The sequence below is a fragment of the Streptomyces sp. NPDC127098 genome (genome assembly GCF_042722465.1).
Lineage (GTDB): Bacteria > Actinomycetota > Actinomycetes > Streptomycetales > Streptomycetaceae > Streptomyces > Streptomyces millisiae.
On record NZ_JBHXFJ010000104.1, the window covers coordinates 1 to 14,969 of the forward strand.

Genomic DNA, 14,969 nt, shown 5'->3' on the forward strand with positions numbered 1-14,969 from the left:
CCCCGCCCATTGCGCATCCCCCCTCACCCGGGGAACCCGGGGCGGGTACCGGGCCCGGGCGCCGCGAGTACCGCTCGCGGCGCCGGGGCCCTCGGCGTACGTGGGGTGGGCCGGTCAGGTCCCGGGGGTCAGAGCTCGACCATGCCGATCTGGCTGAGCAGTCCGAACTGGTCCCAGTTCCACCAGGCCTCGGCGATCAGCCCGTGGTCGAACCGGTGGGTGGTCTGCCCGGTGATCCGCACCGGCCGGCCCGTGGGCGGGAGGCCCATGAACTCGCCGTCGTGCGTGCCGGTGACCGTCCAGCGGGTGGTCACCATGTCGCCCTCCGCCACCTGGTCGTCGATCAGGAAGGTGGGCGAGATGGCGCCGACGTAGCGGGCGGCGATCGACTCGGCCTCGGCCCGGCCGACCGGCTCCGGTCCGTTGCCCGGGTCGTGGTCGACGTAGCCCGGCGTGCACAGCCCCTCCAGGGCGTTCGGGTTGCCCTTGCTGATCTCCTCGAAGAAGCTCCTGGCCGTCGCCTTGTTCAGCTGCTCGTCGCGCACCACGTCAAGGTCGGTGAAGCGTGGCACGTCGTCGCAGAGCGCGACCATCTCCTCGAAGATCCGCCCGGTCTCCGGCAGGTCCGAGTTGCGCTTGGCCTCCTCGTACGAGGGGAACTCCACGATCTCGACGACGTGCGTCGAGTCGTCCCGGTCCGTGCCGACCACCGAATGGGTAGCGGTCCGCTTGCCCTGGGTGCTGGCCACCCAGGTGTCCATCAGCCGGTTCAGCTCATCGACCCGGCTGGTCCGGCAATCGATTACCTGTACGAAAGTCATGATGGATCCGAGTCTCTAGGCGCCTGTTTCTCATACGTCCAGCCTAGTGAGTCGTGTCTGTTTCGTCACAGATCATCCCCGGCGCCCTCCGTCCGTCCGTTCGGGCGCCGGGGGCCGTACTTCCGTCCGGCCCGCGAGGAAACGGCGCCCAGCGCGCCGCGTGGCACCAGCTTGGTGACGCCGAGCAGCGCCTTGTACCGGGCGTCGGGCACGCTCAGCGACCGGCCGCGGGCCAGGTCCTGCAGCGCCGCGTCCACCACCCGGTCCGCCTCCAGCCACATCCAGTTCGGGATGTTGTCGGTGCTCATGCCCGCCCGCTGGTGGAACTCGGTGCGGACGAACCCCGGGCAGAGCGCGAGCAGCCGCACCCCGCTGCCCGCCAGGTCCCGGGCCACCCCCTGGGTGAACTGCACCACCCATGCCTTGGACGCGCCGTAGGTGCCGCGGGGCACGAACGCGGCGACCGAGGCCACGTTGATCACCCCGCCCCGGCCGCGCCGGCGCATCGCCTCGGCGGCCGCGGACGTGAGTCTGAGCACCGCCTCGCAGTGCACCCTGAGCATCCGCAGCTCGTCGGCCATGGGGACGTCGAGGAAGCGGCCCCGCAGACCGAAGCCGGCGTTGTTGACCAGGAGGCCGACGGGCCGGTCGGGGTCGGCGAGCCGTCGCTCGACGGCCTCGATGCCCTCGTCCGTGGCCAGGTCGGCGACCAGCACCGTGGCCTCTATGCCGTGCCGGTCGTGCAGCTCGGCTGCCTGCCGTCGCAGCGCGTCCCCGTCGCGGGCGACCAGCACCAGGTTGTGCCGGTCGCGGGCGAGCCGGCGTGCGAAGGCGGCGCCGAGGCCGGCGGTCGAACCCGTCACCAATGCGGTTGTCATAGGCCGAACCGTAGTGGTCGGCGTGGCGGCGCCCGGCCGCCGGGAGTGTGCTGGTGTGCGCCGGAGCCGGCCAGGAGCACCGGCTAGGAGCCGGTGCTCCTGCCGCCGCCGCGCGCCGCGGCGCCCGCCAGGTCGCGCCGCGCGCGCCCCAGCAGTTCCTCACGGTCGTCCTCCGTGAGCCCGCCCCACACCCCGTAGGGCTCGCGGACGGACAGCGCGTGCGCCGCGCACTCCGCGCGCACGGGGCAGCGCATGCACACTTCCTTGGCGGCCTCTTCGCGAGCGCTGCGGGCCGCGCCGCGCTCGCCCTCTGGATGGAAGAACAGCGAACTGTCGACGCCGCGGCAGGCGGCGAGCAGCTGCCAGTCCCACAGGTCGGCATTGGGGCCGGGAAGGCGCGAGAAGTCTGCCATGACTGTGTCCCATCGTCTTCGATCTGCTGCAGAAGCTCATGAAGCCTGATGTAAATATGACTACCAGCCGAATATAGCCGTAGACACCTCAAGATGGGCAAGAAGCCCAAAAAGGGCGAAGTCGATGTTCGGCGTGTTTACCGGATAGGGGCTCCCGTGTGATAAGTCGGTCACGTAGAGTGCTGGTGCTGTGTGGTTGGCGGCCGTAACTCTTTCGGGTGACCGTCGTTGAGAGGGCGGAGGCGGTTGACGGGCCTGGTCAACCGCACAGATGACGACACACAACTTGCCTGGAGGCTCAAGGTGATGCGCATCAGCTGCGGAGGCCGGCCATGACGTCCGTCCTTGTCTGCGACGACTCCCCGCTCGCCCGGGAGGCGCTGCGCCGCGCGGTCGCGACCGTGCCTGGCGTCGAGCGAGTCACGACGGCGGCCAACGGCGAGGAAGTCCTGCGCCGCTGGGGCGCCGATCGTTCCGATCTGATTTTGATGGACGTGCGCATGCCCGGGCTCGGGGGCGTGGAAACCGTCCGCCGGTTGCTTTCCGCCGATCCCGGCGCCCGCATCATCATGCTGACCGTCGCCGAGGACCTGGACGGCGTGGCCCTGGCCGTGGCCGCCGGCGCCCGCGGCTATCTACACAAGGACGCCTCGCGGGCGGAGCTTCGCGCCACCGTCACGCAGGCGCTCGCCGACCCGACCTGGCGCCTCGCGCCGCGCCGGCTCCGCTCGTCCGACATGGGCGCGGCCCCCACGCTCACGGCGCGCGAGATCCAGGTGCTCGAGGGGATGAGTCACGGCCGGTCCAACGCGGAGATCGGCCGTGAGCTCTTCCTCTCGGAGGACACGGTCAAGACGCACGCCCGGCGGCTGTTCAAGAAGCTCGGCGCCTCCGACCGCGCGCACGCGGTGGCGCTGGGCTTCCGCTGGGGCCTGGTCCGCTGAGGGTTCGGAACGACCAGTTCAACGGCCGGACGGGGAGCGCGGCGGCGGCCCTCACCCCGTCCGGTGAGCAGCCCGGGAGCGGGCAGGTCGGGCGGCCGTGCTCAAAAAGTTCCCGGGTGACGCATCCTTGAAGGCATGACGCTCCTTGGGGACGAGCCGGCCACATGCAAGGGGAGAGCGAGGAACATGACGCTGAGCGCTCCCGCACATAACGCTTCGGTGCACAACTCAGCCCACGGTGGTTCTGATCGTGGAGGAACGGTGCACCATGGACCGATGCGCGACGACGAGGCAACCGGGATCGGCACCCTCGTGCATCGCGCCTCGGAAGGGGACGCGCAGGCGACCCACGACCTGTTGGCACACGTGCATCCGCTGGCGCTGCGCTACTGCCGCACCCGCCTCGCCCGACTGCCGGCCGAGGCCAGAGACTTCGTGGACGACCTGGCGCAGGAGGTCTGTCTCGCGGTGCTGTGCGCGCTGCCGCGCTACCGCGACACGGGACGGCCGTTCGACGCCTTCGTCGTCGCCATCGCCCAGAACAAGGTCGCCGACCTCCAGCGGGCGGCGCTGCGGCACCCGGGCTCCACCGCCGTGCCCTCCGACCAGATGCCGGAGCGGCCGGACGACTCGCTCGGGCCCGAGGAGCGCGCGCTGCAGAGCAGCGACGCCGAGTGGGCCAAGAAGCTGCTGGCCGACCTGCCGGGGCACCTGCGGGAGCTGGTGCTGCTGCGGGTCGCGATCGGGCTGACCGCCGAGGAGACGGGCCAGGTCCTCGGCATGTCGCCGGGTGCCGTCCGGGTCGCCCAGCACCGGGCGCTCTCCAGGCTGCGCGCGCTGGCGGGCCGCTAGGCCGGCCCCGGGGGCCGCGACCGCCGGGCGCGCTGTCAGGCGAGCCTGGACGGCCCGGTCAGTGGCCCCTCGCGGGAGCCGTAGCATGGAGTGCACCCCGGCGGGGTGAGCCCAAGGGGAGTACGCCGGAGATGCGGGAAAGGCTGTAAGGCTGTCATGACTGATTACGCGGGCGAGGTACCCGAGAAGTTCGCTGCCCTCGGGCTGACCTTCGACGACGTGCTGCTGCTGCCTGGAGCGGCCGACATGGCGCCGCAGGACATCGACACCTCCTCGCGCATCTCGCGGAACGTCCGGGTAAACGTTCCGCTGCTCTCCGCGGCGATGGACAAGGTCACCGAGGCCAGGATGGCCATCGCCATGGCCCGCCAGGGCGGCGCCGGCGTGCTCCACCGCAACCTGTCGATCGAGGAGCAGGCCGCCCAGGTCGACCGCGTCAAGCGCTCCGAGTCCGGGATGGTCACCGACCCGATCACTGTCCGCCCCGACGCCACGCTGCGCGAGGCCGACGAGATCTGCGGCAGGTTCCGGATCAGCGGCGTCCCCGTCACGGACGCCGAGGGCCGGCTGCTGGGCATCGTCACCAACCGGGACATGGCCTTCGAGTCGGACCGCGCCCGCCAGGTCCGCGAGGTGATGACCCCGATGCCGCTGGTCACCGGGCGGGTCGGGATCTCGCGCGACGACGCCATGGGGCTGCTGCGCCGGCACAAGATCGAGAAGCTGCCGCTGGTCGACGACGAGGGACGGCTGCGCGGCCTGATCACCGTCAAGGACTTCGTCAAGGCCGAGCAGTACCCGCGCGCCGCCAAGGACGCGAACGGCCGGCTGATCGTGGGCGCGGCGGTCGGCGTCGGCGGGGACGCGTACGAGCGGGCCGAGGCGCTGATCGAGGCCGGCGTCGACTTCCTGGTGGTGGACACCGCGCACGGCCACTCGCGTCTGGTGCCGGAGATGGCCGCCAAGATCAAGTCCAACTACGACCGGGTCGACATCGTCGCGGGCAACGTCGCCACCAGGGACGGCGCCAAGGCGCTGGTCGACGCCGGCGTGGACGGCATCAAGGTCGGCGTGGGCCCCGGCTCCATCTGCACCACCCGGGTGGTCGCGGGCGTGGGCGTGCCGCAGGTCACCGCGATCTACGAGGCCTCGCTCGCGGCCCGCGAGGCCGGCATCCCGGTCATCGGGGACGGCGGCCTGCAGTACAGCGGGGACATCGCCAAGGCGCTGGTCGCCGGCGCCGACACGGTGATGCTCGGCAGCCTGCTGGCCGGCTGCGAGGAGTCCCCGGGCGAGCTGATGTTCATCAACGGCAAGCAGTGGAAGTCCTACCGCGGCATGGGCTCGCTCGGCGCCATGCAGTCGCGCGGCGAGCGGCGCTCGTACTCCAAGGACCGGTACTTCCAGGACGAGGTCTCGGACGACGACAAGCTGATCCCCGAGGGCATCGAGGGCCAGGTGCCCTACCGCGGCCCGCTGGCGTCCGTGGTCCACCAGCTGGTCGGCGGCCTGCACCAGTCCATGTACTACCTCGGCGGCCGCACGGTGCCGGAGATCAAGGAGCGTGGTCGCTTCGTGCGGATCACCTCCGCCGGCCTGCACGAGAGCCACCCGCACGACATCCAGATGACGGTCGAGGCGCCCAACTACTCGGGCCGCTGAGCGGGGGCGCGACACCGACACCGGGCGCGCGATACTGGGGGGCGCACAACCCCGTGGAAAGGCTCTGGACGTGACTGAGATCGAGATCGGGCGCGGCAAGCGCGGCCGGCGGGCATACGCCTTCGACGACATCGCCGTGGTGCCCAGCCGGCGGACGCGTGATCCCAAGGAGGTCTCGATCGCCTGGCAGATCGACGCCTACCGCTTCGAACTGCCCTTCCTCGCCGCGCCGATGGACTCGGTGGTCTCGCCGGCCACCGCCATCGCCATCGGTGAGCTCGGTGGCCTCGGCGTGCTCAACCTCGAAGGGCTGTGGACCCGTTACGAGGACCCGGAGCCGCTGCTCGCCGAGATCACCGAGCTGGACGAGGGCTCGGCCAACCGGCGGCTCCAGGAGATCTACGCGGCGCCCATCAGGGAGGAGCTGATCTTCCAGCGGATCCGCGAGGTCAGGGAGGCCGGCGTGGTCACGGCGGCGGCGCTCTCGCCGCAGCGCACCGCGCAGTTCTCCAAGGCCGTGCTGGACGCGGGCGTCGACATCTTCGTGATCCGCGGCACGACCGTCTCGGCTGAGCACGTGTCGGGCGCGGCCGAGCCGTTGAACCTCAAGCAGTTCATCTACGAGCTCGACGTGCCGGTGATCGTCGGCGGCTGTGCCACGTACACGGCGGCGCTGCACCTGATGCGCACCGGCGCGGCCGGGGTGCTGGTCGGCTTCGGCGGCGGCGCGGCGCACACCACGCGGAACGTGCTGGGCATCCAGGTGCCGATGGCCACGGCGGTGGCGGACGTCGCGGCCGCCCGCCGCGACTACATGGACGAGTCGGGCGGCCGCTATGTGCACGTCATCGCGGACGGCGGCGTCGGCTGGTCAGGCGACCTGCCGAAGGCGATCGCCTGCGGCGCGGACGCCGTGATGATGGGCTCGCCGCTGGCCCGCGCGACGGACGCGCCGGGGCGCGGGCACCACTGGGGCATGGAGGCCGTGCACGAGGACGTGCCGCGGGGCAAGAAGGTGCACCTGGGCACGGTCGGCACCACCAAGGAGGTGCTGACCGGCCCCTCGCACACCCCGGACGGCTCGATGAACTTCTTCGGCGCGCTGCGGCGGGCGATGGCGACGACGGGCTACTCGGAGCTCAAGGAGTTCCAGCGCGTCGAGGTGACGGTCGCGCGCTCCCGCTGACGGCGGCTCGCGCCGGCCGTCGCCGGCCGGCGCGAGAGCGGGTCACCGGTGCCAGGGGCCGGTGATCGCCAGCATGATGCCGGGCTCCTGGATGTGGGCGTAGAGGGTGCCGCCGTCCGGCGAGAAGGTGACGCCGGTGAACTCGCTGAACTCCGGCTCCTCGGCGGTGCCGATGTTCACCTCGTTGCGGGCCAGCGCCCACGTCCGGCCGTCGTCGGTGGCGCCGAAGAGGTGCTGGAGGCCGTCGCCGTCCTCCGCGATGATCAGGCCGCCGTAGGGCGAGACGGTGATGTTGTCCGGGCCGTCCAGGTGGCCCTCCCGCGACGGGTCGGGGTTGACGCCGAGCAGCACCTTGAGCGTGACGGTCCGGCGCCTGGGGTCGTAGAACCAGACCTGGCCGTCGTGCGGGGTGCCCGGGCTCTCCTCACGGGCGTAGGAGGAGACGAAGTAGGCGCCGTCGTCGCCCCACCACATGCCCTCGAGCTTGCGGGCCCTGGTGATCTCGCCCGCGCCGAACTGCTCGCGGATGGACGCGTCGCGCGCGTCGCGGTCCGGCACGTCCACCCAGTCGACGCCGTAGACCGTGCCGGTCCTGGTGGTGCGGGAGAGGTCGTCGACGAACCGGCCCTGGGAGTCGAAGCACTTGAACGCCTGCAGCGTGCCCGCGTCGTCGGCCAGCGTGCCGAGCCGGCCGCGGCCGTGGCGGAAGCCGCGCGGCGGGACCCAGCGGTAGAAGAGGCCGTTGGGCTCGTCGGCGTCCTCGGTGAGGTACAGGTCGCCGCGGCGCGGGTCGACCACGACGGCCTCGTGCTCGAAGCGGCCGAGCGCCTTGATGGGCCGGGGGGAGCGGTTGGCCTCCCGGTCGTAGGGGTCGACCTCGAACACGTAGCCGTGGTCCTTGGTCATGCCGTTCTCGCCGGCGCGGTCGGCGTTCTCCTCGCAGGTCAGCCAGGTGCCCCAGGGGGTGGTGCCGCCGGCGCAGTTGTTGGCGGTGCCGGCGATGCCGACCCACTCGGTGACGTGGTCGCCGCCGTCGACGACCTCCACCACGGTGCAGCCGCCGGGCGCCGCCGGGTCGTACACCAGGTCCTCGGCGAGCGGCACCGGGTGGTCGGCCTCGGTGCGCGGGCCGTCGAGCTCGTGGTTGACGACCAGCAGGTGGGCGCCGCGCGCGCCGGCGAAACAGCCGGTGCCGTCGTGGTTCGAGGGGGTGGTCTCGCCGCTCTCCAGCGTGGTCTCGCCGGCGCGGGTGATGACGCGGTAGGAGAAGCCGGCGGGCAGGGAGAGGATGCCGGCCGGGTCGGTGACGAGCGGGCCGTAGCCCGGCTCGCGCCGGCCCCGTCCGCCGTCGTGGCCCGGTTCGCCGACGGCGCCGGGGGCGGTGGCCAGCACGCCGGCCGTGCCGGCGATCGCCAGGCCGGCGCCGGCGGTCGCGGAACGGGCGACGAACGAGCGCCGGCTCAGCCCGGCGGAGTCCTGCGCGTCCTGTGATTCGTGGGTGTTTGTGCTCATGGCGCACACCTTGGCGGTGCCCGGGAAACCGCGCCTGAACGCCAGGCGACCGGCGCGCGGCGGCGTCACCCGGCGTGCTCAGAGGCGGTGCGCCGCGCCTGCCGGCGTCGCGCCCGTGGTGTCGAGGAGGAGCTGGGCCTTGGCGGCCAGGCCCTGGAGGTCGTAGGTCGCGTGGTGCTGGAGCAGCAGCGTCAGGTCGGCCGCCGCCGCCTCCTCGTAGGGCGACTCCGCGCGCGGGACCGGCCGGTCGGCGACCCGCCACTCGGCGGCGAACGGGTCGTGGAAGGAGAGGTGGGCGCCGAGAGCGAGCAGCAGGGCGGCCACGTCGGCGGCCGGCGCGCGCTCCTGGTCGGGCTGGTCCGGGCGGTAGGTGACGCCGAGCAGCAGGACGCGGGCGCCGCGCGCCGCCTTGCCGTGCTCGTTGAGCAGCGCGGCGGCGCGGCGGGTCACATAGCGCGGCATCCGCTCGTTGATCCGCTTGGCCAACCCCACCAGGGGCAGCCGGCGGCCGGGGTCCATGGGGACGGTGTGGCCTCCCACGCCGGGCCCCGGACGGATCGCGGGCGGCACCGAGGGGCGGCTCTCGGCGCAGCGCACCACGTCCCAGACGTCGACGCCGAGGTCGTGGCAGAGCACCGCCATCTCGTTGACCAGGGCGGTGGTGACGTGTCTGAGGTTGGTCTCCAGCACCTTGGCGGCCTCCGCCTCCCGCACCCCCCTGGCGCGCACCACCCGGTCGGTGAGCCGGCCGTAGAAGGCGGCGGCCGCCTCGGTGCAGGCGGGGGTGAGGCCCCCGATGACGCGCGGCTGTCCCGGGGCGCGGTCGGCCGGGTCGAGGCGCCCCGGCGCGTGCGCCAGGTGGAAGTCGCGCCCGGCGCGCAGCCCGGAGCCGCGTTCGAGCAGCGGGCGGACGACGTCCTCCGTGGTGCCGGGGCAGACCGCGGACTCGAGGACGACGAGGGTGTGGGGGCGCAGCCGGGGCGCGAGCGTGGTCGCGGCCTCCCGGACGCCGCCCAGGTCGGGCGCGCCGTCGGCGCCCAGCGGGGTCGGCGCGCAGATCAGCGCGGACCTGGCCCGGCCGAGCACGGCGGGGTCGCTGACGGCGCGGAAGCCGGCGGCGAGCATCCGGCGCAGTTCTGAGGCGGCCAGCGCGCCGGAGGCGGGCGGGCGCCCGGCGTTGAGCGCGGCGGCGGCGCGGGTGTCGGGGGTGAAGCAGACGGTGCCGATGCCGGCCGCGGTGGCGGCCTGGGCGGCCGGCAGCCCCAACTGGCCGAGGCCGAGGACCGCGAGATCAGCGGGCATGGACGTTTTCCGCTCCCTTCCCTCCCGCCCCCCTCGAACTGCAAGTCAGCTTAGGGGCATATATGAAAGATATGGTGTATTGGCTGTGCCTGTGGACAGACGGCGCGCCACATCACGGGAAATGGGGGAGTATCGGAGCAGGGACGTCATGACTACCCTCGGACGGTCGTTCGGCGCAGCGAAGAAGCGGATCAGGGCGAGGCGAACTGGAGGCAGGCGTGAAGACAGCCGCACTGGGGCCGGAGCAGCGCGCCACCGCGCTCGCCCGGATGGCGGAACGCGAGCTCGACGTGCTGGTGGTCGGCGGCGGGGTGGTCGGGGCGGGCACCGCGCTTGACGCCGTCACCCGCGGGCTCACCACCGGCCTCGTGGAGGCGCGGGACTGGGCCTCCGGCACCTCGAGCAGGTCGAGCAAGCTGATCCACGGCGGCCTGCGCTACCTGGAGATGCTCGACTTCGGCCTGGTCCGCGAGGCGCTGAAGGAGCGTGGGCTGCTCCTGGAGCGTCTCGCCCCCCACCTGGTGCGCCCCGTACCGTTCCTCTACCCGCTCCGACACCGCGGCTGGGAGCGGTTCTACGCCGGCTCGGGCGTCGCGCTCTACGACGTCATGGCCACCTCGTCGGGACACGGCCGCGGCCTGCCGCACCACCGTCACCTGAGCCGCCGTCACGCCCTGCGGGTGGCGCCCTGCCTGAAGAAGGAGGCGCTGGTCGGCGCCCTCCAGTACTACGACGCCCAGGTGGACGACGCACGCTTCGTCGCGACGCTGGTGCGCACCGCCGCCCGCTACGGCGCGCTCGCCGCCAACCGGGCGCGCGTCACCGAGTTCCTGCGCGAGGGCGAGCGGGTCGTCGGGGTCAGGGTCAAGGACCTGGAGGAGGACGGCAGCTACGAGATCAGGGCCAAGCAGGTCGTCAACGCGACCGGGGTCTGGACGGACGACACCCAGGCCATGATCGCCGAGCGCGGCCACCTGCACGTACGCGCCTCCAAGGGCATCCACCTGGTGGTCCCCAAGGACCGGATCCACTCCACCACCGGCCTCATCCTGCGCACCGAGAAGAGCGTGCTCTTCGTCATCCCCTGGGGCCGGCACTGGATCGTCGGCACCACCGACACCGCCTGGGACCTCGACAAGGCCCACCCCGCGGCGTCGAGCGCCGACATCGACTACCTGCTCGAGCACGTCAACTCGGTGCTGGCCGTGCCGCTCACCAGGGACGACGTGGAGGGCGTCTACGCCGGGCTGCGGCCGCTGCTGGCCGGCGAGTCGGACGCGACGAGCAAGCTGTCGCGCGAGCACACGGTCGCGCACCCGGTGCCGGGCCTGGTGGTCGTCGCCGGCGGCAAGTACACCACCTACCGGGTGATGGCCAAGGACGCGGTCGACGCCGCCGTCCACGGCCTCGACCGGCGCGTCGCCCCCTGCTGCACGGAGGAGGTGCGGCTGGCCGGCGCCGAGGGCTACCACGCCCTGTGGAACGCCAGGGCCGGTCTCGCGGCGCGCTTCGGCCTCCACCAGGCCCGCGTCGAGCACCTGCTCGGTCGCTACGGCTCGCTGACCGAGGAGGTGCTCGAGCTCATCGCGGCCGACCCCCGCCTCGGCGAGCCGCTGCCGGCGGCCGACGACTACCTCAAGGCCGAAATCGTCTACGCCAGTTCGCACGAGGGGGCCCGCCATCTGGAGGACGTGCTGACCCGCCGCACCCGTATCTCCATCGAGACGTTCGACCGCGGGACGCGCAGCGCGCGCGAGTGCGCCGAGCTGATGGCGCCGGTGCTCGGCTGGACGGCCGACCAGGTGGCGCGGGAGGTCGAGCACTACCAGAAGCGGGTCGAGGCGGAGCGTGAGTCGCAGTTGCAACCCGACGACCAGACGGCCGACGCGGCCCGCCTTGGCGCGCCGGACACGGTTCCGCTGTAGTCGGCCGCCGGGCGCCCGGGTGTCGGTCGGATGGGTGACAATGTCCGGGGAAGCCGGAGGGGACGCTACACATGGGCCACCAGGACAAGGACGAGACCGCGCCTCCGCCTGCCGGCGGACCGGTCAGAAGGACACCGGGGGATGACGATTCGCCGGATACGCCGGTCGACGTGGTGACGACCGATCAGTCACCCACCGCCTCCGGCGCGGGGCGGAGCGCTGCGCGCGGCGAGACCCCCTCGGGGGCGGGGGAGCGCGAGGACGCTGCCGCTCGTGGCGAGACCGACGGCGCTGCCGCCGCGGACGGGAAGGTCGCCGGCTCGGGCCGGAGCGCCTCCCGCGCGGGAGGCGGCGACGACGGCGAGCACGTCCCTTCGCGTGCCGCGGAGGAGAGCACTGACGCGGAACGTGCGGACGGAGCCGCCGTCGCGGCTCCCCGCGCGGAGCGCAAGGGCGCGGAGCGCGATCCGCGGGCGGAGCTCGCGGTTCCTGCTGGGCCCCCCGCGGAGCGCGGTGGCGGCGAGGGGCGGTTGTTGAAGGGGCGTTACCGGCTGGGGGCCGTCGTCGGGCGGGGCGGGATGGGGACGGTGTGGGAGGCCAGGGACGAGGTCCTCGGCCGCACCGTCGCCGTGAAGGAGCTGCGACTGCCCGCCGGGGTCGAGGACGCCGAGCGGCGGCGCATGATCACCCGGACCATGCGCGAGGCCAAGGCCATCGCCACCATCCGCAGCCGCGGCGTCGTCACCGTGTTCGACGTCGTGGACGAGGGGTCGCGGCCCTGGATCGTGATGGAGCTGATCGAGGGGCGCTCGCTCGCGGACGTCATCCGGCGGGACGGGCCGATGTCGCCGCGGCGGGCCGCCGAGATCGGCCTGGAGATCCTCGACGTGCTGCGCGCCGCGCACGCGGCCGGCATCCTGCACCGCGACGTGAAGCCGTCCAACGTCCTGGTCTCCGAGGACGACCGCGTCGTCCTCACCGACTTCGGCATCGCCAAGGTGGAGGGCGACCCGTCGATCACCTCGACCGGCATGCTGGTGGGCGCGCCGTCCTACATCTCGCCCGAGCGGGCCCGTGGCGAGGCGCCAGGGCCGCCGGCCGACCTGTGGTCGCTCGGCGCGCTGCTGTACTGCTGCGTGGAGGGCAGGCCGCCGTACGACGAGGGCGGGGCCATCGCCACCCTGGCGGCCGTGATGCACGATCCGGTGGTGCCGCCGAGCAAGGCCGGTCCGCTCACCGAGGTCGTCAACGGGCTGCTGGTCAAGGACCCGGCGCTGCGGATCGACGAGCCGACCGCCCGGGAGATGCTCCAGGAGGCGCTGCGGGCCCCGGAGGGCTCCGACGACCGGACGGTGGTCGTCGGGCTCGCCACGCTCGGCCGCCGCCCAGGTGAGCCGCCGGCGACGGTCGTGGCACCCGCCGTCGCGGGGGACGACCGGCGCCGGCGGGCGCTGATCGCCGCCGCGGTGGTCGTCGTGCTGCTGGCCGTGCTCGGCACCACGCTCTTCCTGACGCTCGGCGGCGACGACGACACCGACGCGGGCGGTCCGGCGCCGACAGACGAGCAGAGCCAGGAGCAGGTCGACGAGCCGTCGGACGAGCCCGCCGCCCAGGAGCCGTCGGACGAGCCCGCCGACGAGCCGACCGAGGAGCCGACCCAGGATCCGACGGGGCAGGAGGACGAGGCGCCGCCCGGCACCGCGCCCGAGGCCGACCCCGAGGACGACTCGCTGCCCGGAAATCCCGCCGGATACGCGGAAGTCGTGGATCAGGACTTCCGGTTCCAGATATCGTTGCCGCAGGGTTGGGAGCGGGTCGGCATAGCCGGCCAGAACTCGGGCGGCATATACGGCGCGTCGGACGGTGGGCTGCCCAGGATCCAGATCGACTTCACTGCGAGCCCGGGGGAGGACGCGGAGGCGTCCTGGCGTGACCTCGAGCCCTCGGTCCGAAGGAACAGCACGAACTACGAGCTGCTGAGCATCGAGACGGTGAGCTGGCGGGACTATCCCACCGTCGCGGACTGGCAGTTCGAGCGCACGGAGGACGGCGAGCGGGTCCGGGTGCTGGACCGTGGCTTCCGGGTCGACGACGACCATGGTTACGCGATCATGATCACCTGCGCCGCCGACGCCTGGGACGGGAGCGACTGCGTGACGCTGCGGGAGACGGCGTTCCAGACCTTCCAGCCCCTGGACTGAGACATAAGTGGAGTTGACGGACCGTAGCCGTGGCGCGGCTACGGGACGTATCGTGGAAGACCGGTTGTGCCCGGAGCGCGGCAGCGGTGGGGAGGCATCGTGGACCACTACACAGGGCGGCTGCTCGCCGATCGCTACCGCCTCCCCAGGACGCCCGCGGAGGAGTTCGAGTTCGTCGAGTCCCGGGCCTTCGACACCGCGAGCGGCCAGGAAGTCCTGGTGCGCCAGGTGCCGTTGCCCGAGGTGGTGGACGCCGAGACGCTGGACGAGGACGGCCGGCACGGCGCGGGGCGCGGCTTCGGCGCCGACCGGGCCACCCGGGTCCCCGACGATCCGGTGGTCAGGCGGGCCGTGGAGGCCGCGGCGGCCGCCGCCCAGCTCCCCGACCATCCGCGGCTCGGGCAGGTCTTCGACGTCTTCGTGCAGGGCGAAGGACTCTGGATCGTCAGCGAGTTACTGCCGGCGAGGTCGCTGGCCGCGGTGCTCGCCGAGGAGCGGCTCGGCCCCTACCGGGCGGCCGAGGTGGCCGCCGACCTGCTCGCCGCGCTCCGGATCGTGCACGCGCACGGCTGGACCCACCGCAACGTCACCGCCCGCACGGTGCTGATCTGCGACGACGGGCGCGCCGTGCTGACCGGCCTGGCGGCCGGGGCGGCGGAGGAAGTGCTGTGCGGGTACGACCCGTTGCCGTCCGGCGTGCCGGAGACGTTCGTGCGGGAGCCGAGGCAGCAGGGCCCGGAGGCCGGCACCGAGTGGGGCACCGGCAGCATCCCCCGGGTGCCGCAGCCGCCGGGGCGGCCCCAGTTGCCGCAGGCTCAGGCGCCGCAGGCGCACCAGCAGTTGCCGCCGCCTCCGCAGCCACAGTCCTGGCAGGGCGGCGAGGGGCCGGCGGTCGATCCGCTGGCCGTCAGCGCGCCGCCGCCGGGCTTCGTGCGGGAGGGTCCGCAAGGACCGGGGCCCGAGGCGTACCGGCGCTGGCAGAACGGCGGGGACACCGGCGAGCGGTCGGCGGCCGACCTGGTGGCCAGGATGCGCGACCAGGGCGGCCGGCCGGAGCGGCGTGACGGGCTGCCGAGCAGTTGGGACTTCGAGGGCGGCGACGGCCGGCCGGCGACGGACCGGGCCGCCCGCAGCGGCGCCATCGCGGCGTACCGCGCCGGCACCCAGGCGGCCGCGGCGCGCCGCTCGGGCGCGGGCGCGCCCACCGGGGCGGGTGGGGCCCGCGCGGCCCCCCCGCCGCCGGCGCGCCCGGCCCCTCCGCCTCCCCCACCAC

General features: G+C 73.3%; 12 protein-coding genes. 7 read left to right on the forward strand and 5 right to left on the reverse strand.

The window, feature by feature from the left end; all coding sequences use genetic code 11:
* Positions 1 to 128 precede the first annotated feature (128 nt).
* The 3 genes from ACFWI8_RS34715 to ACFWI8_RS34725 all read right to left on the reverse strand — a co-directional run bounded on the left by ACFWI8_RS34715 (position 129) and on the right by ACFWI8_RS34725 (position 2,112).
* A complete protein-coding gene (locus tag ACFWI8_RS34715; protein ID WP_311603588.1) occupies positions 129 to 821 on the reverse strand; it encodes an ester cyclase in 693 nt (230 codons plus the stop codon).
* 65 nt (positions 822 to 886) lie between these two features.
* Entirely contained in the window at positions 887 to 1,699 is an 813-nt protein-coding gene (locus ACFWI8_RS34720; RefSeq protein ID WP_387099785.1) for an SDR family NAD(P)-dependent oxidoreductase, read from the reverse strand.
* Between the two features lie 83 nt (positions 1,700 to 1,782).
* Positions 1,783 to 2,112, reverse strand: coding sequence for a WhiB family transcriptional regulator (locus tag ACFWI8_RS34725; protein WP_387099788.1), 330 nt, complete (start codon positions 2,110 to 2,112; stop codon positions 1,783 to 1,785).
* Between the two features lie 332 nt (positions 2,113 to 2,444).
* Here ACFWI8_RS34725 and ACFWI8_RS34730 point away from each other — a divergent pair, with 332 nt between their 5' ends.
* The 4 genes from ACFWI8_RS34730 (at position 2,445) to ACFWI8_RS34745 (ending at position 6,756) form a co-directional block, all read left to right on the forward strand.
* Positions 2,445 to 3,056: a response regulator transcription factor gene (locus tag ACFWI8_RS34730; RefSeq protein WP_019431595.1), complete on the forward strand. Its 612-nt coding sequence runs from the start codon at positions 2,445 to 2,447 to the stop codon at positions 3,054 to 3,056.
* Positions 3,057 to 3,332: 276 nt separating this feature from the next.
* Positions 3,333 to 3,908 (forward strand): RNA polymerase sigma factor ShbA, encoded by a 576-nt coding sequence (gene shbA, locus ACFWI8_RS34735; protein ID WP_311603595.1) that lies wholly within the window; start codon positions 3,333 to 3,335, stop codon positions 3,906 to 3,908.
* Between the two features lie 156 nt (positions 3,909 to 4,064).
* On the forward strand, positions 4,065 to 5,570 hold the full coding sequence (gene guaB, locus ACFWI8_RS34740; RefSeq protein ID WP_387099792.1) for an IMP dehydrogenase: 1,506 nt from the start codon (positions 4,065 to 4,067) through the stop codon (positions 5,568 to 5,570).
* 70 nt (positions 5,571 to 5,640) lie between these two features.
* Positions 5,641 to 6,756 carry a GuaB3 family IMP dehydrogenase-related protein gene (locus tag ACFWI8_RS34745; RefSeq protein WP_387099795.1) on the forward strand — a complete coding sequence of 372 codons (1,116 nt, stop codon included), beginning with the start codon at positions 5,641 to 5,643 and terminating at the stop codon, positions 6,754 to 6,756.
* A 42-nt stretch (positions 6,757 to 6,798) separates the two neighbouring features.
* Here the strand turns inward: ACFWI8_RS34745 and ACFWI8_RS34750 are convergent, their stop codons facing one another.
* Together ACFWI8_RS34750 and ACFWI8_RS34755 are read right to left on the reverse strand one after the other, a co-directional pair.
* Complete coding sequence (locus ACFWI8_RS34750) at positions 6,799 to 8,268, reverse strand: alkaline phosphatase PhoX (protein WP_387099798.1); 1,470 nt, start codon at positions 8,266 to 8,268, stop codon at positions 6,799 to 6,801.
* 78 nt (positions 8,269 to 8,346) lie between these two features.
* Positions 8,347 to 9,570 (reverse strand): nucleotide sugar dehydrogenase, encoded by a 1,224-nt coding sequence (locus tag ACFWI8_RS34755; protein ID WP_387099801.1) that lies wholly within the window; start codon positions 9,568 to 9,570, stop codon positions 8,347 to 8,349.
* 218 nt (positions 9,571 to 9,788) lie between these two features.
* Between ACFWI8_RS34755 and ACFWI8_RS34760 the strand changes: the two genes are divergently transcribed.
* The 3 genes from ACFWI8_RS34760 to ACFWI8_RS34770 form a co-directional block, all read left to right on the forward strand.
* Entirely contained in the window at positions 9,789 to 11,495 is a 1,707-nt protein-coding gene (locus ACFWI8_RS34760) for a glycerol-3-phosphate dehydrogenase/oxidase (protein WP_387099804.1), read from the forward strand.
* A gap of 170 nt (positions 11,496 to 11,665) precedes the next feature.
* The gene (locus ACFWI8_RS34765; RefSeq protein WP_387099806.1) at positions 11,666 to 13,696 is read left to right on the forward strand and encodes a protein kinase; all 2,031 of its coding nucleotides are present in this window, start codon (positions 11,666 to 11,668) and stop codon (positions 13,694 to 13,696) included.
* A gap of 99 nt (positions 13,697 to 13,795) precedes the next feature.
* A partial coding sequence (locus ACFWI8_RS34770) for a protein kinase (protein ID WP_387099809.1) occupies positions 13,796 to 14,969 on the forward strand: 1,174 nt, incomplete at its 3' end.